At 72.9% G+C, this 16,085-nt stretch carries 14 protein-coding genes; 2 read left to right on the top strand and 12 right to left on the bottom strand.

Annotation, left to right across the window (positions count from 1 at the left end; genetic code table 11):
- Window positions 1–532: 532 nt before the first annotated feature.
- The 12 genes from ABTZ91_RS26740 to ABTZ91_RS26685 all read right to left on the bottom strand — a co-directional run bounded on the left by ABTZ91_RS26740 (window position 533) and on the right by ABTZ91_RS26685 (window position 11,493).
- Window positions 533–1,093, bottom strand: a complete 561-nt coding sequence (locus ABTZ91_RS26740) for a phage tail protein (protein WP_352079785.1) — start codon at window positions 1,091–1,093, stop codon at window positions 533–535.
- A gap of 5 nt (window positions 1,094–1,098) precedes the next feature.
- A complete protein-coding gene (locus tag ABTZ91_RS26735; RefSeq protein ID WP_352079784.1) occupies window positions 1,099–3,081 on the bottom strand; it encodes a putative baseplate assembly protein in 1,983 nt (660 codons plus the stop codon).
- Window positions 3,078–3,560: a GPW/gp25 family protein gene (locus tag ABTZ91_RS26730; RefSeq protein ID WP_352079783.1), complete on the bottom strand. Its 483-nt coding sequence runs from the start codon at window positions 3,558–3,560 to the stop codon at window positions 3,078–3,080. Before ABTZ91_RS26730 ends, ABTZ91_RS26735 begins: the two co-directional genes overlap by 4 nt.
- An 8-nt stretch (window positions 3,561–3,568) precedes the next feature.
- Window positions 3,569–3,853, bottom strand: coding sequence for a PAAR domain-containing protein (locus ABTZ91_RS26725; RefSeq protein ID WP_352079782.1), 285 nt, complete (start codon window positions 3,851–3,853; stop codon window positions 3,569–3,571).
- A 19-nt stretch (window positions 3,854–3,872) separates the two neighbouring features.
- Window positions 3,873–5,738: a VgrG-related protein gene (locus ABTZ91_RS26720; protein WP_352079781.1), complete on the bottom strand. Its 1,866-nt coding sequence runs from the start codon at window positions 5,736–5,738 to the stop codon at window positions 3,873–3,875.
- The gene (locus ABTZ91_RS26715) at window positions 5,738–6,580 is read right to left on the bottom strand and encodes a LysM peptidoglycan-binding domain-containing protein (RefSeq protein WP_352079780.1); all 843 of its coding nucleotides are present in this window, start codon (window positions 6,578–6,580) and stop codon (window positions 5,738–5,740) included. Before ABTZ91_RS26715 ends, ABTZ91_RS26720 begins: the two co-directional genes overlap by 1 nt.
- A gap of 6 nt (window positions 6,581–6,586) precedes the next feature.
- Window positions 6,587–7,027: a phage tail protein gene (locus tag ABTZ91_RS26710; protein WP_352079779.1), complete on the bottom strand. Its 441-nt coding sequence runs from the start codon at window positions 7,025–7,027 to the stop codon at window positions 6,587–6,589.
- Window positions 7,028–7,105: 78 nt separating this feature from the next.
- Complete coding sequence (locus ABTZ91_RS26705; RefSeq protein ID WP_352079778.1) at window positions 7,106–8,731, bottom strand: hypothetical protein; 1,626 nt, start codon at window positions 8,729–8,731, stop codon at window positions 7,106–7,108.
- A gap of 105 nt (window positions 8,732–8,836) precedes the next feature.
- On the bottom strand, window positions 8,837–8,980 hold the full coding sequence (locus ABTZ91_RS26700; protein ID WP_352079777.1) for a DUF6760 family protein: 144 nt from the start codon (window positions 8,978–8,980) through the stop codon (window positions 8,837–8,839).
- A complete protein-coding gene (locus tag ABTZ91_RS26695) occupies window positions 8,977–9,450 on the bottom strand; it encodes a hypothetical protein (RefSeq protein WP_352079776.1) in 474 nt (157 codons plus the stop codon). Before ABTZ91_RS26695 ends, ABTZ91_RS26700 begins: the two co-directional genes overlap by 4 nt.
- The gene (locus tag ABTZ91_RS26690; protein ID WP_352079775.1) at window positions 9,450–9,893 is read right to left on the bottom strand and encodes a phage tail protein; all 444 of its coding nucleotides are present in this window, start codon (window positions 9,891–9,893) and stop codon (window positions 9,450–9,452) included. The genes ABTZ91_RS26695 and ABTZ91_RS26690 overlap by 1 nt, the downstream gene beginning before the upstream one ends.
- A 10-nt stretch (window positions 9,894–9,903) precedes the next feature.
- Window positions 9,904–11,493 (bottom strand): phage tail sheath subtilisin-like domain-containing protein, encoded by a 1,590-nt coding sequence (locus tag ABTZ91_RS26685; RefSeq protein ID WP_352079774.1) that lies wholly within the window; start codon window positions 11,491–11,493, stop codon window positions 9,904–9,906.
- 537 nt (window positions 11,494–12,030) lie between these two features.
- Here ABTZ91_RS26685 and ABTZ91_RS26680 point away from each other — a divergent pair.
- Both ABTZ91_RS26680 and ABTZ91_RS26675 read left to right on the top strand, forming a co-directional pair.
- Window positions 12,031–15,531: a hypothetical protein gene (locus ABTZ91_RS26680; protein WP_352079773.1), complete on the top strand. Its 3,501-nt coding sequence runs from the start codon at window positions 12,031–12,033 to the stop codon at window positions 15,529–15,531.
- On the top strand, window positions 15,531–16,076 hold the full coding sequence (locus ABTZ91_RS26675; RefSeq protein WP_352079772.1) for an SUKH-4 family immunity protein: 546 nt from the start codon (window positions 15,531–15,533) through the stop codon (window positions 16,074–16,076). Before ABTZ91_RS26680 ends, ABTZ91_RS26675 begins: the two co-directional genes overlap by 1 nt.
- The last annotated feature ends 9 nt before the right edge of the window (window positions 16,077–16,085 follow it).

Below are 16,085 nucleotides of genomic sequence, written 5' to 3'. Positions count from 1 at the left end.
GGCACCGGGACCGGGGCCGGCGCCGCCGGTGCGGGCGCGGGTGCCGGTGCGGGTGCGCGGCGTGGTCCGGGGCCGGCCCCCGGACCCGTATCGGAGCCCGTACCCGTACGGGAGTCGGTGCCGGTACGGGAGCCGGAGCCGGTACGGGAGCCCGAGCCCTGGCCCGTACGGGAGCCCGAGCCCTGGCCCGTTCGGGAGTCCCCGCCCGCATCGGAGCCCACGCCCACACCCGCATCCGAGCTCCCGCCCGCACCGGCATCCGAGCCCTGGCCCGTTCGGGAGTCTGCGCCCGCATCCGAGCCCCCGCCCGCACCCGCATCCGAGCCCCCGCCCGTACGGGAGCCCGAGCCCTGGCCCGTACGAGAGTCCCCGCCCGCACCGGAGGCCGAGTCCCCGCCCGCGCCGGAGTTCCCGCCCCGGCCCCGGCCCTCGCCCCCCTCCCTGTCCCGCTCCCCGTCCCAGTCCAGGAACGCCCCGCACGACGCGCAGAAAGGCGTCCCCGGCGCGTTGCGCAGTCCGCACGTCGGGCAGGTCATCCGGCACCTCCCGCATCCGCCGGGAGCAGTTCCAGGGTGAAGCCGACGTGGGCCGGGATCTCGGCGGTGATCAACTCCTCCAGGCGGGCCCGGCTGACCCGCCCCGGGTCGGGGACGGCGAGCCGGACCGTGACCCAGGGGCGCCGGGTGCCCGGGAGCGGGGTGCCCGGGGTGGCGGACCAGACCGTGCCGCCGCTCTCGGTGATCTCGGGCTCGCTCCCGCCGGTCTCCAGGCGCAGCGCCCGCGCGAGGCCGTGCAGCGTCCCGCGCGCCCGGTGTCGGTCCACCGCGCCCCGGACGGTGGCCCGGCGGCGCTCCGGGGGGCTCTCCCGGTCCGGCTCGACGGCGACCCAGCCGGCCACCCAGTCGAGGAAGTCCTCGGGCGCGGTGCGCGGGTCGAGGTGGGCGGGCAGGTTGTCGAGGGTCAGCAGGACCGGGGCCAGGACCTCGTCGAGGGCGGCGAGGAAGCGGGCCAGGAAGTCGTGTTCCAGGTAGACCGCGGGCAGCAGGTCGATCAGCGGGTGCGGGCTCGGCAGCCCGGGGACGGCGGTGCGCACGGTGGTCAGACCTCCCGGACCCTCAGCTGGTGCTCGTAGGAGAAGACGAGGGCGTGCCGGTCGAGGGCGATCCGCCCGTCCGGTACCTCGGTGCGCCGCCCGGTCACCGGATCGGCCCGGTAGAGCCGCACGTCGTCGACCAGGTCGACACCGGGGACCCGCTGGAGCACGGCGTACGCCTCGCCCGTCTGTACCGGCCGGCCGAAGGGCCAGCCCTCGCCGGCCGGTCCGCCGGTCAGCGCGTTGAAGTAGCCGTCGAGGGCGGCGAGGGCCTCCTCCCGGACCCGTTCGGCGGCGGCGCCGCGGCTCGCCTGCACGGTCGCGACGAAGGTGACGCCCTGGTAGAACGGCGGCTCGACGACCACGCGCGCCCCGATGGGGCGGCGGGCGTCGAGGTGCGCCGCGATCCGTTCGAGGGTCCGCGGCGGCGGGATCAGCTCCTCGAAGGCGATCCGGCCCCGGGCGTCGCCGCGCCCCGCCGGCACGACGAGCAGCCGCACCCCGCCCTCGCCGTCGTCGGGGACACACGTCACGCGGGCCGCGTCCGGGGCCACCTCGCGGGCGAGCAGCTCGTAGTCGCGCGGCACGACGGCCCGTTGCAGCGTCCGCAGGGTCAGCGGGCCGCGGACCCGCGCGCTGTCGACCGTCTCGCCGTCGACGCCGCCGAGCGCCGGGCGGCGGTTCTCCACGCTCGCCACGAACGGCACCGTGCTCCGCAGCACGCGCAGGGTGGAGCGGGCCACGTTGCCGCGCACCCCGCCGCCGGTGCGGTACGCGCGCACGCGGACGGTCGCCCCCTTGGGCGGGACGGCGCCGAACTGCCGCACCGATCCGTCCCGTTCGCGTACGGCCGGGCCGAACTCGACGCGGCCCGTGCCCTCGTCGAGGGTGAAGTGCCGGTCGCCGGGCCCCGAGTGCGCGAAGTCGTCGACCCGCGTCCAGGGCGCGTCGGGCCCGGCGGAGAGGTCCGGCGGTTCCGGCGCGATCACCTCCAGGGCGAACTCCCCGGGAACCACGGGCGGCCGGGCCACCGTGAAGCTCTGCCCCGCCACCCCCTCGGCCGTCCCGAGGACCTCGTCCGTGATCCGCTCCGCGTGCTCGGCGCCCACCGTCGCGCCGATGGTGAACGCGGTGATCCCGCGCACCACCGGCGGCGCCACGTACGTCGGCTGGTCCGGCGCCGCGGCGACGAGCCGGCAGCGCAGCCAGCCGCCGGTGCGCCGCACGATGCTCAGCGCCGTGTGCGTCGCGGGCAGGTGCAGGATCAGCTCGCCCGAGCGGTTGAAGCCGCCCGTGTCGTCCTTCTCCACCTCGCACGCGGCCCACCGCCGCCCGTCCCACGCCTCCCACACCAGCGGTGGCCGCAGCGGGTCGACGCCCACGCCCTGGACGTCGCAGTCGAGGCGCAGCACCACCACACCCGCGGGCACCGCCGCCGACAGGCCCACGTAGAGGGCGTCGCCGGGGGCGGGCGCGGGGGAGAAGCAGGGCACCTCGCGGCCGAGCGCCAGCTCCTCGGTGCGGTCCACGGCGACCCGGTCGGCCCCGTCGCCCGCGCCGGTCGCCGCGGGCAGGGTCGCGAGCGCCGCGTACGAGCACGGCACGATCGTCAGGTCCCGGGTCGTGCCGAACACCACGGCGGGCTCGGTCTCGGTGCGGACGGTGGCCACCTCCGTACCGGCCCGGACGAACACCGGCTCGGGCTGCGGCGCCGAGAGCCGGAACGTCACGTCGGTGCCGGCGGCGGTCGGCGGGTGGAGCCGCACCCCGATGAGGTCGAGGAAGGCGAGATAGCTCTTCTCCGGCACCCGGTTCACCCGGTAGACCAGCTGGTCGACCATGGTCGCGAAGGCCTCGATCAGCGTCACGCCCGGGTCCGAGACGTTGTGGTCGGTCCACTCCGGGCAGCGCCGCTGCACCAGCCGTTTGGCCTCGTCCACCAGGATCTGGAAGTGCCGGTCGTCCAGATGGGGGCTGGGCAGGGTCATCCGCGGTCCTCCTCCGTCGCGCCGGGACCGGGCCAGGACCCGCGCCCCGCTCCGGCCGCGCCCGGGCCGGGCGGCAGGGCGGTGTCGTGGCGCGGGATCACATAGAACGGGAACACCAGGTTCCGCGGGTCGTTGGCGCCGCGGACCGTGTAGCCGATGTCGATGTACAGCACCCCGTTGTCGACCTCGTCGAAACGGACCGCGACCTCGACGACCTCGATCCGCGGCTCCCAGCGCTCCAGCGCGAGCCGCACCTCGTAGGCGAGCTGCCCGGCCGTCCCCGCGTCGGCGGGGGCGAACACGTAGTCGTTGATCGCGCAGCCGAACTCGGGCCGCATCGGCCGCTCCCCGGGAGAGGTGGCGAGGATCAGCCGGATCGACTCCTCCAGCTCCCGCTCGCCCCGGACGAGCGCGATCGAGCCGGTCGCGTCCGTGCGCGGCGGGAACGCCCAGCCCGCACCGATGAACTCCTGTCCCATACCGCTCCTCAGCCTCCGATCAGCACCGACGCACAGCCCGACACGACCGCCGAGCCGCAGCCGGACAGATCACCGACCCGGGCGGCCGGGCGGCCCCCGATCAGCACCGTGGTCGAGCCGGGCGGCGCCAGCGCCGACGGCGGGTGCGCGGCGGGCGAGGAACACTGGTGGGCGGTGCCGACGGTGGCGGCCGGCTGCCCGCCGATCAGCACCGACGGCACCCCGGGAGGAGTGATCACCCCCGGGTGCGCGGTCGGGTCGCCGACCCGTGCGGCGGCCGCTGCCTGTGCCATGTGTACCCCTCCGTACCTCTCAGTTGATCTTCACCAGGGGTGCGCTGACCGACAGCATCGTGCCGCCCTTCAGGTCCGTGCGCCGGGTCCCGTCCACCGTGACCGTGCCCCCCTGGACGTCCACCGCGCCACCGGTCGCCAGCCGCACCGCGCCCTGGCCGCCGTCCACCCGTACGCCCTGACGTGCCGTCACCGACACGCTCTCACCACGGAGTTCCAGAGGACCCCGGTCGGCGGAGACGCTCACGCCGCCCGAGGCCGTGATCGACACCTTCTCCTTCGCGGTGATCCGCACCGCCCCGTCGCTGCCGATGGTCACGGCCGTCCCCGACTGGTCCAGGTCGATCGTCAGCTTCCCGTCACCGGTCCGCAGCCGCACCCCCTGCGCCCCGCCCGCCGCGTCGAGGAGTTCGAGCCGGTGCCCGCCCTTGGAGGCGAAGGCCCGCCGGTCGACCGACCCGGACGTCGGATCCACCGCGCCGCCCCCGGACGGCCGGTCCTGGCCGTTGTAGAGGCCGCCGAGGACGTACGGCCGGTCGAGCCGCCCCTGTTCGAAGCCGACCACCACCTCGTCGCCGACCTCCGGGATGTACGGCTCGCCCCCGCCCGTGCCAGCCGCCTGCGCGGTCCGCGCCCAGTCGCTCGCGTACTCGTCCGACAACCACGGGAACGTCACCTTCACCCGGCCCGAACCCTCCGGGTCCTGCGTGTCCGTCACCGTCGCGTTGACCAGACCGCCGCCGGGACCGTGCCCCGACGATCCCGGGCCCGCGGCGGCCCCGGCGCCGCCGCCCGTCAGACCGAACAGCGAGCGCTCCTGCTGCCCGGACACCGTGATCCACGTCTCGTACCCGCGCAACGCGTCGAAGACATGCCGCGACGAGGTCACCGTGTACCGCCCCTCGAACGGCGCCCCGACCGCGTTCAGCGCCACCGCCGTGCCCGCCCGCACCTCCGGATTCCCCCGGATCACCGCCTCCAGCTCCGCGAACGAGCCCGCGATCCGCTCGGCGAGCGCCTTCGCCGCCCGGTCCACCCGCTCCTGCGTGCCGTAACCGCCGTCCGTCACCACATGCCGGGCCTCCCCGAACGGCGCCGCCACCTGCGCCGCCGTCACCCCCAGCGCCAGCGTCGCCGACGTGCCCGCCGGCGCCCGGCCCACGAGCGCCCGCTTGCCCCGCACGTCCCAGCCCCGCACCTCCACCTCGGAGACCTGCTCGGCCGCCGACACGGACGCCCGGCAGCGCAGCAGGTTCGCCCCCCGCTCAAGGACCAGCGGATTCCGGTCCGCGCGCGCCGAGGCGTCCGGCGCCCCGCCCGCCTCGGCCGGCTTCACCACGTGCAGCATCCCGTCCCGTACGTACGCCTGCGCGCCCGCCTCCTCCGCGAGGGAGCGCACGAACTCCCAGTCGCTCACGTTCGCCTGGGCCACGTGGTCGAGCACCGGGCCGGCCACGTCCACCGTCCCCGGCTTCAGACCGGCCCGCTGCGCGACCTGCGCCACGATGTCGGACAGCGTCATGTTCTGGTAGCCGGCCACCCGCGCCCCGCGCAGCAGCCGGTACGTCTCGTCGAGCCCGCGCACCACCGTGAAGGTGCCCGACTCGTCCAGCTCCAGTTCGAGCGCCGTCACCACCCCGTCGAGCAGCGGCCGCGGCTCCGTACCGCCACCGCCCCGCGCGAGCAGCCGGATCTCCGTGCCGACCGCGATCCCGCCCTGCGCGAGCAGCGTCCGGTCGGGGTCGCGGAACCGCAGCAGGAACAGGTCCGGCAGCGTACGGCTGTCGTCCACGTACCCCTCCACCAGGGTGTTCATCAGACGGGCCGGCAACGGGCTCCCGCCGACCTCGACGACCAGCGCCGAGGCGACACCCTGCCCCGCCATCAGCGCCCACCGCCCGCGCCGGGGCGGCCCGCGGGCCCGCCGGAGGCGCCCTCGCGCAGCCGTCCCAGCTCGTCCGGGGCGGGCAGCAGCAGCCGGGTGCCGGGCGCGAGCCGCAGCGGGTCGTCGATGCCGTTGGCCTCCGCGATCACCCGCCAGGCCGCCGGATCCCCGTACTCGCGCTGGGCGAGGGACGGCAGCGAGTCCCCGGCCGCCACCCGGTGCGTACGGCGGGCCGTGAGCGCCCCCGACGTCGGGTTCTGCCCGGGCGTCTCCCCGCTGATCTCCTCCATCGTCACCAGGCACACCGCCCGGATCGGCACCCCGGAGGTCGTGAACAGCGTGTACTTCGCCTGCACCTGACTCACGTAACCGGGGAAACCGGTCAGCCCGCCCCAGTGGAACACCACCCACGGCGGCGACGACCGCTGCTGCTGCCGGGTCTCGCTCGTCGGCACACAGCACGCGAACAGCTGCTCCACCGAGGTCACCACCCGCGTGTCCTGCGTGTCACCCGCGTCGAAGAACATCTCCACCGTCAGCTTGCTGGGCTGCGGCCCCTGGTACTCGGGCGGGCCCGCGCTCTTCGCGCCCTTCGCCGGAGTCCGCTTCCACGCCGCCGCCTTGGTGAGGCTCAACTCCTTCGGATTGAACTGGAAGTCGATCCGCCCGCACGGCGCCCCGGGCGTCAGCCCGCCGCCCGAGGGCGGCGTCCGCAGCTCCAGATACGCGTGCTCCAGCTTCGGCCGGGCCGAACCGCCCTTCCCGGCCGAGGCCACACCGGAGGTGCCGGCCGCGCTGAAGGCGATGGGGGCGCCGGGGGAGGGGGACGGGGGTGGGGTCATGGCGGCTCAGCCCTCCATCACATAGCCGTGATGGGCGATCTCGATCGTCTCGATCGCCACCTTCGGCGACTCCGGCGTGAACGACGGCCCGGTCCAGCGCACCGGCACCACTTCGAGCAGTCCCCACTGGGCGACCTTGCGCCCGTCCCCGGTCCGGGCCTCGATGTGCGCGGTCTTGCGGGTGAACCCGGTCGTCATGCTCGCGAACCAGCGGGCCACCTTCTCGGTCTCCCGGGTGAGCGGGCGCGAGAGCTTCACGTTGGAGTACTTCAGGCGCGTCGGCAGCTGCCACACGTGCCCGTTGTTGCCGCCCTCCTCGCGGGTCTCCAGGACGACCTCGCAGCCCAGGCCCTCGCAGGTGTTGAAGGATCCCAGCTCGATGTCGTCGATGGTGACGACGAAGCAGACGCTGACGGCGGGGTCGTCGCTCTGGGCGGCGGTGGCCATGGGAGTTCGCTCCTTCCGGTGTGGGGGGCGTGAGGGCCTTGATGTCGGGGGCGGCGGGCGGCGGGGCGTGTCGTGCGGCTAGAACCGGGTGTCGATGAGCCGGCCGGCCCGCTCACGCTCCAGGCGCAGTTCGGCCTTGAGGAGCCGGGCGAGCGGGGGATAGAGGGCACGGACGAACTCGTCGGTGACGGGCGGGGTGCCGGACGGCGTGCCGGGCGGTGCGGTGCTCTCCGGTGCGGTGGCGGGCGGGTTCGCCCCCTCGGGGAGGCCGGCGGGCGGGTCGGGTACGGGATCGGGCGCGGGGTCCGGTGCCGTCTCGGCCGGTGGGGGCGGGGGCGGGGGCTCCTCGGTGGTGGCCTCGCGCTGGACGAAGGGGAGCGACGGGGGCGGCGCGGCTGAGGCGGACCGTTGGACCGGCGGCGGGGGCGCGAAGAGCACGCTCCCGTCGGCCATGCGCTGGGCGATGCCGGCGGCGACGGCCACGTCCCCGGCGTCGCGGGGTGGCGCGGGCCGGGGCGGGCGATCGGGCGTCGGGGGGCGGTCCACGGTCCGCTGGAGGGACGGTGGGGCGGGGTGAGCCGTCCGCTGTACGGGGGCGGAGGCCATGTGCCGCTGTACGGGGGCGGTCCCCCAGCGCACGGGCACGGCGGGCGCCGGGGGAGCGGCGGTCGGAGCGGTCCGCGCGGACTTCGCCGTCTCCGCGGTCTCCGCGGTCACGGTACGGAGCAGCAGCGGGCGGTCGGCGAGCAGCGGCGCCACCGGTTCGGGCGCGGAGACGGGTTCGGGCGCGGGGGCGGGCGGCGGCGCCGGGGGCGGTGCGGCCTCGCCACGTACGGGAAGGGGGGAGGCGGCCGTGGCGGGGGCGGGTCCGGGCGCGGGGAGGGACCCGGGGGCCTGGCGCTGGGCGGTCGGCGGGAGCGCCGGGAGCGGCGCGCCGAGCCCGGGGGTGCGACGGGGCGTCGCTGCGGGCGCCGGTGACGGTGTCGACGGCGTACCGGTGGGCGGCAGGGAGCGCTGGACGGGCGGAGGAGTCTCGTCGGCGGGGTCGGCTCCCGCCGGCACGTCCAGGAGCGGCTGCTCGCCGACCAGGGGCCGTACGGACGACTCCGTCGGAGAGCCGACCGCCTCGGTCGGCGGCTCGTGCGCGTGCGGCGGCTCGGGCATCCGTGCCGGGGGGACGAGGTCGGAGGACGTCCTCTGTACGGGCCCGAAGGGCGCGGAACCCTCCGCGACCGGAGTCACCGGCTCGGCGTCGGGCCCGGGTTCGGGTCCGGGCCCGGCTTCGGGCCGGGGCGAGGGTCCGGGCCCGGGCGTCCACGCGGTGCCCCCGCCGGCCGGGGGCACTGTCACTACCTCCGCCGAGGCGCCGGGCTGTGCGAGCACCGCCTCCGGAGCCCGTACGGGAAAGTCGGTCGCCGACCGCTGGACCGGAGTCGTCACCCCCGCCACGAGCCCGCTCGGCGCCTCGGCGCTGACCAGATGACCCAGCGGCCTCGACAGGGCCGTCGGACGCCGGGTGGGCAGTCCGCGCTCGAAGGCGGAGGGGTCGGCGACGAGTACGGGGGAGCCCAAGATCCGCTGGAGCGGCGGGAGTTCGGGAATGTCGAAACGGTCCTCGCGGGGCGGAGGCGTGTGTTCCCGTGGCGGCGCCTGGGCAGGGCGCTCGGTCCCGCGGCCGCCCCGCAGCCAGGACAGCAGTCCCATGGTTCCGCTCCCTCCCCGTTGGCCGTCCCCGTCGCCCGTCCTCGTTGCCCGTCTACCGCCGCTCGTTCTCGTCTCCCGTGCCGCCCCCGTCGCCCGGCCCCGTCGTCATCCGCCGTCGAGGCGGGCCGCCTGGGCGACGAACCTCTGACGTTCCGCGTGCTCCAGGTCGAGGAGCTGATCCAGTGGCCAGTGGAAGTGGTAGGCGAGGTACGCGACCTCCTCGTACAGCTGGTCGGCCGCGTACGTCACGATTCCCCCAGGCGGCCACCGGCGAGGTCCACCGCGAACTCCTCCTGGCAGGACGGACAGGTGACGGCGGCCCGCGTGTGGCCCTCGGCGTTGACGCGCCGGTAGAAGTCCTGCAGGAAGGCCAGGTCCGAGGCGAACAGGTCCTCGATCACCCCGGGATGGATGTCGTCGACCGTGCCGATCCTGGTGACGACCCGGGAGATCAGGACCACCGACAGGTAGGCGGGGTTCTCCCTCACCCGGTCGTCCCGCAGCGGCACCAGCTCGTCGCGGGCGGTCGCGAGCCGCATGACCCCGTCGCGGTGGACGGTGCCGTGCTCGTCGACGTAGCCACGCGGGAGCGTGAACGGGAACTCGGTCCGCAGGCCCGCTCCGGCCCCGGTCCCGGTCGCGGCCCCGGCCCCGACCTCGGATTCTGCACCGTGCCGGCCGGCGTGGAGGGTCGGCGCGGTCGCCGCCGTGCGCCGCATCAGTCGACTTCCATGCTCTCGTAGGTGATGACCAGCTTCTCCGTGAGGACGGAGGTGTCGCCGGCCTTCAGGGTGCCGATCTCCAGGGACTTGGGCCAGGCGTTGATCAGCTTGTAGCGCTTGATGGGGAGGCCCTCGTAGTCGTAGACGATGATCGCGCCGTTGCGGCGGGCGTCGCCCATCCGGCCGAACCGCGAGTCCTTGATCCACCGCTCGAAGCTGTTGTCCTCGGTGAGGCCGCGGGTCACCGTGACCTCGCCCGCCTTGGGGCGGCCGGGCAGCTTCTTGATCGCGTACTTGCCGTCCGCGGTGTTCTGCTTGAGCTCGATGACGTCCTGCTCCATCTTCAGGCCGCTGACCTCGGTGATCTGCCGGATGATGACGCTGTCGAACTCCAGGCCGAAGGAGTGTCCGACGGAACTGTCCAGATCGGGAAGGGGCACGAGGGACTCCTCACTCGTCGACGGCACCGGTGCCGCTGGTCAGCTGGGACAGGCGGAAGACCACGAACTCGGCCGGCCGGACCGGCGCCACACCGATCTCACAGACCACATGGCCCGCGTCGACGCTCTCCGGAGGGTTCGTCTCCCGGTCGCACTTCACGTAGAACGCCTCGTCGGGTGTGAGCCCGAACAGGGCGCCCCTGCGCCACTCGTTGACCAGGAAGGCGGCCACGGTGCGACGGATCCGCGCCCACAGGGCGTCGTCGTTCGGCTCGAACACCACCCACTGGGTGCCGGCGAGGATCGACTCCTCCAGGTAGTTGAACAGCCGCCGTACGTTGAGATAGCGCCACGCCGGGTCGGAGGCCAGCGTGCGCGCGCCCCACACCCGGATGCCGCGGCCCGGAAACGCGCGGATGCAGTTGACCCCGATCGGGTTCAGCCGGTCGTGCTCGCCCTTGGTGAGCTGCGTCTGGAGGGCGACCGCGCCCCGTACGACCTCGTTGGCCGGCGCCTTGTGCACCCCGCGCTGGTCGTCGTTGCGGGCCCAGATGCCGGCGACGTGCCCGCTGGGCGGCACGAGGGCGACCCGGCCGGAGGACGGGTCGGCCACCCCGATCCAGGGGTAGTAGAGCGTCGCGTACTTGGAGTCGTAACCGGCCCGCTCGGTCCGCCACACCCCGACCTCCTGCGGGCTGAGCCCGGGCGGCGGGTCGAGGACCGCGACCCGGTCGCCCATCAGCTCGCAGTGCGCGATCAGCCCCTGCTGCACGGCGATCACCCCGTCGAGGTCGAGCAGACCGCGCTCGTAGGCGCTCATCAGGTCCGGCACGGCCACGGTCGTGACCTCCTCGACCGCCTCCAGGCCGCCGAGGCCCGAACGGCGGTCGGCGTCTCCGACGTACACCTCGGGCGTGAACGTCGCCGCACCGCCGGCCGGGCCCGCGGCGGGGGCGGGGAGGGCCGGGGCGAGGGTGACGGTCTGCGGCTCGGGGCGGGCGGGCGCGGCGCCGGTGGTGGTCTCCGTGATCTCGATGAGGGCGGAGGTGGCGTTGACGCGGGTGGCGACGTTCTCCTTGCTGCGCTTGGTGGTGACGGAGGGGTAGGTCTCGACCGTCTTGCCGTTCTGCCGGACGATCAGCCGGAAGGCGTCGGAGGGCGGGTCGTCGCCCTCGACGTCCGCGACCTCGACGGTGACCGTGCCGGTGACGCCGGGGCGGGCGACGACGGAGTACGCGCCGAGGGCGACGGGCGCGGGTGCCGTCTGCTGCTGGGCGGGGTCGGCGGTACCGGCGTCGGTGCCGGCGCCGGTTCCAGTCCCGGTCCCGGTCCCGGTTCCGTCGTCGACGCGTACGACGTAGCAGACCCCGCCGCCGTTGGCGAAGAAGCCGTACACCGAGGCGGCGAGGTAGGTCCCCTCGACGAAGTCGCCGAAGCGGCTCACGAACTGGCTCCAGTTCGTGATCAGGGTCGGCTCGTCGAAGGGCCCCTTCTGGGCGAAGCCGACGAAGGCGGCGACCGAGGTGCCCACTCCTTCGATCGGCCGGGAGCCGGACTCGACCTCTTCGACGTAGACGCCCGGGGACAGATACGACGGCATACGGTGCTCTCTCTCCTCGACGTCACTCCTCGACCGGGGAACCGGGCCATTCTCGCGAGGCCGACGATCACCCGGAACGGATGATCGGCCGCCCGCCTGGGCAGCGTGAACTGCCCTATGGGGCAGCGCGGTCGGGGCGCCCGAGGACCCTCGGCGCCCTCGGCGCGCGGCCGGGGCGGCGGCCAGGCTGGCCGTGCGACGACGGCGACGGCCGGCGGGTCACGGGTCGGGCCCACGGGCCCACGGGCCCACCGGCTACGGGTCATGGGCCCACGGGCTGCGGGTCACGGGCCACGGGGCACGGGGCGGGTGAGCGGGCCATCGGCAAACCGGCCACCGCCAACCGGCCACCGCCAACCGGCCACCGGCCACCGGCCGGCGGGCCACCGGTTACCGGCTACCGGGAGGGGACGGATGAAGGAGGTCCCGGAGAAGAAGCCGTCGACGGGCTCCGGGGGCCGGACGGTCGCCACCCCGACCCCCGCACCGTCCCGGGCCGCTGGCCCTTCCCGTACGGGCGGGATGTCGCCGCACAGTGTGCAACACCTTCAGGGCGCGGCCGGCAACGCGGCCGTGGCCCGGCTGGTCGCCCAGCGCTACACGGCCCCGGTGAAGACGCCGCCGTCCGCGGCACCGGGCTTCCGCCGGGTCGGCGCGGACGTGGCCGCGAAGAAGCGGACGATGGCCGCGCACCCGCCCGCCGCGGCCGAATCCAAGGCCGCGCAGGACGCGGCGGTGGCGCCGCCGGACGACAAGGAGGCGCAGGGCAAGGCCGCCAACGCGGAGAAGATGAACGCGGCCGAGCCCGGCGCGTTCGACAAGGCGGCCTTCATCGCCGCCGTCGACAAGGCGATCGAGGCGCAGGCGCCGAAGAACCTCGACGAGGCCGACAAGTTCTCCGGGTCCGGCAAGGCGGACAAGGTGAAGGAGGAGGTCGACGGCAAGGTCGCCGACGGCAAGAACACCTCCGTCAAGGACATCGAGACCACCACCAAGGCCCCGCCGGACACCTCCGCGGCCAAGGACAAGCCGGTCACCCCGATGGCCCCCGACCGTCCGCCGGGCAACCCGGGCGCGCCGAGGGCCGCCGACGCCGTCCCGGACAAGCAGCCGGCCGCCGTCACCGACTTCTCCGAGGGGCCGGCGGAGAACGACAAGGCGCTCGCCGACGCCGAGGTCACGGAGGAGCAGCTCGCCAAGGGCAACGAACCGGAGTTCGACGCGGCGCTGAAGGCGAAGAAGACGGCGGAGACGGACTCGGCGAAGGCCCCGGGCCAGGCACGCTCGGCGGAGGAGCAGCAGCTGTCCGCGGCGAAGGCGGGGGCGGCGGCTGCGGGCGCGCAGGCCATGAACACCCTGACCGCCACCCGCGCGGCCGCGGGCAAGGCCGTCGACGGCGGCAAGGGCGAGACGAAGTCGAAGGACGAGCGGAAGCGGGCCGAGGTCACGGCGAAGCTGCAGAAGGTCTTCGACGCGACGAAGAAGGACGTCGAGGCGACCCTGGAGGGCCTCGACAAGAAGGTGGACACGGCCTTCACGGCGGGGGAGAAGTCCGCGCGGGACGCCTTCACGGCGGACCACAAGGCGCGGATGAAGAAGTACAAGGACAAGCGGTACTCGGGCCTCATGGGCAAGGCCCGCTGGGTGAAGGACAAGTTCGCCGGTCTGCCGGAGGAGGCGAACGCCCTCTATCAGGAGTCGCGCAAGCTGTACGTGGCGCGGATGCGAACGGTGATCTCGTCCGTGGCGGACCTGATCGGGGCGGAGCTGGGCCGGGCGAAGTCCCGTATCGCGCAGGGCCGGGCGGAGTTGAAGGCGGAGGTCGACAGGCTGCCGTCCGACCTGAAGCAGTTCGGGGAGGAGGCGGCGAAGGACTTCGCGGGCAAGTTCGAGGACCTGGAAGCGACGGTCGACGAGAAGTCGGAGCAGCTGGTCCAGGATCTGGCGCAGAAGTACACGCAGGCGCTCAACGCGGTCGACGAGGAGATCAAGAAGCTCCAGGAGGCCAACAAGGGCCTCATCGACAAGGCGAAGGACGCGATCGTCGGAGTCATCAAGACGATCAACGAGCTGAAGAACCTGCTGCTCGGGATCCTGGCCAAGGCCGCCTCGGCCGTCATGAAGATCATCAAGGACCCGATCGGCTTCCTGGGCAACCTGGTCCGCGCGGTCGGCGCCGGCCTCCAGCTCTTCGTGGCGAACATCGGCGAGCACCTGAAGAAGGGCCTGGTCTCCTGGCTCCTGGGCACCGCGGTCAGGGCGGGCCTGGAGATCCCGGACCGCTTCGACCTGCGCGGCATCATCACCCTGATCGCCTCGCTCCTCGGCCTCACCTGGGACAACATCCGCACCCGCGTCACCCGCAAGGGCGTGCCCGACGAGGCGATGTCCGCGGTCGAGTCCACCGTCCCCGTCGCCCAGTCCCTGGCCCGCGAGGGCCCGGCGGGCGCGGTGAAGGAGATCCAGGCGGAAACGGGCGACCTGAAGGCCACGATCCTGTCGAAACTGACGGAGTACCTGGTCCCCACGGTCATCATCGCGGGCATCACCTGGATCGTCTCCCTCCTCAACCCCGCGTCCGCCTTCGTCCGCGCGGTCAAGGGCATCATCGACATCGTCACCTTCGTGGTGACCCAGGGCGCCCAGATCGCCGACTTCGTGAACGCGGTCCTCGACGCGGTCATCGCCATCGCCAACGGTGGCGCGGCCGGCGTCCCGAAGATGGTCGAAACCGCCCTCGCCGCGAGCATCCCCCTCCTGATCGGCTTCCTGGCCGCCCTGCTCGGCATCGGCAACCTGGCCAACAAGGTCCGCTCGGTCTTCCAGGCGGTCTCCCGCCCGGTCAACCGCGCGATCGACAAGATCGTCGACTTCCTGGCGAAGAAGGGGCGGGCGCTCTGGCAGAAGCGCAAGCCCAAGCCGAAGCCGAAGAGGCCCACGGCGGGGGATCCCGCCAACGGCGGCAGGGATCCGGCGCGCTCCCTGTCTCCGAGGCAGAAGCAGCAGCTCGCCAAAGACGCCGCCGAGTACACCTACCGGCAGGTGATCAAAGGAAAGCCGAAGGACATCCCGCACGTCCTCGCCTCCTCGTTGGCCGCCTGGAGGGGAAAGGGAGTCAAAAGCCTCGACGTCGAGGCCGGCGCGGGTGGCGCGTTCGTCATCATCGCGCGGGTCAATCCCGCGGAGCCGAGCCCCTCCTTCGACTTCGATCCGAACGAGGAGAGCGTCCGGCATCTGATGTCGTACGCGAACATCACACAGCAGGGAAAGGCCTGGGCCACGGGCAGCTTCGTCGTCAACGAAGCAATGGGCCGACTGTTCGGTCCTTCCAAGAACAAGCCGAAGGTGGCCGCCCGCGAGGAAGCGAAGGTGGCAGAGGTGGCCCACGCCGAGGAGTCGGTGATCGCCGTCTTCAGGAGCTACTGGGAAAAGATCAAGGAAGAGCTGCCCGCCAAGGGGCTCAAGCCCAGTGACATCCGGGTCGATCTGGACCTCCACGTCGGTTACAACTGCTGCGTACGGTGCGCCGATTACCTGGCTTCGTTCGTCAGGGAGATGAGGGAGGAAGGTTGTCAGGTGAACGCCGGTGCCCGATTCTCCACCTTCTACCAAGGAGGAAACATCGGCGGCAGCAATGCCCAGCCCACGGTCGTGGCAAAGTCCCTCGTGGACAGGAACAAAGACCTGTTCGACCTGTTCCTGGGTGAGAGCGAGCTGGCTCCTGCCGGTGGTAACAAAATGCTATTGAAGGGTGATCCGGCTCGCTATTGGGGTCGTCCGGAAGACGCGCCGGGTTCCCCTGGTGATGAGGAATGGTTGAAGATCCGTCGGAAGCGCGAGCAGGGCTTGCTGTCGCTCGGCATCCTGAGGAAGGCTCAGATCGGTGTCGACGTCCTCGATGAGTCGCATCTTTCCGACGAGAAGCTGACGGACGAACAGAAGAGCGTGCTCAAGGCCAGGACCGATGTACTGAAGGAAGCCATTGCGGAAGTGGACAAGAGGATCAAGTCCGCGCACGCCGGAGCTGGAGGAAGTTGATGTTCACTCCTGAGGAATTCGCGAGTGTCTTCTCCTACGAAGGGATTTCCGTGGCGAAGCCGAGCGCTTCGCTGCTCGAGGAGAAGGTGCCTGACCGGCGCGTCAGGGAAATGCTCGCCCGATATGGGCTTCCCCGTCAGCTGGGTGACGACCTGTTCTTTCGTGACCTGGGCCGGGAGTGTCGGACGCTGGGTGAGGATATTCGGGACGACGACCGTGTCGTCCAAGCCGGAGTGGACGGTTTCCTCTTCCTGGGGGCGGGGGTCCAGGCGGGCATCGTCGTTCTCGACGGCTCGGCGGGGAGTGTGTTCTCCTGGAAGGAGGGAACCTGCACTCCGCTGAACGAACACCTCGGAGGTTTTCTCGAGTTCATCTGTCGGATCCAGGCCAAGGTGAACGAGTTCGAGGAGGGGGAAGTGGAGATCGCAGAGGACGACTACCCGAAATTCGTCGCAGATTTCCTCGACGACCTCCGTGGAGTCGACTCGACCGCCCCCCTGAAATCGGGAGAGTACTGGGACGAAATGGTGCGAGCTGTCATCTGAAGTCGCTCA

The organism is Streptomyces sp. NPDC126499, assembly GCF_040302485.1.
In the GTDB taxonomy this organism is placed as follows: Bacteria; Actinomycetota; Actinomycetes; order Streptomycetales; family Streptomycetaceae; genus Streptomyces.
The sequence above is the reverse complement of the archived record's forward strand: the minus strand, read 5'-3'. Positions and strand labels throughout refer to the sequence as shown.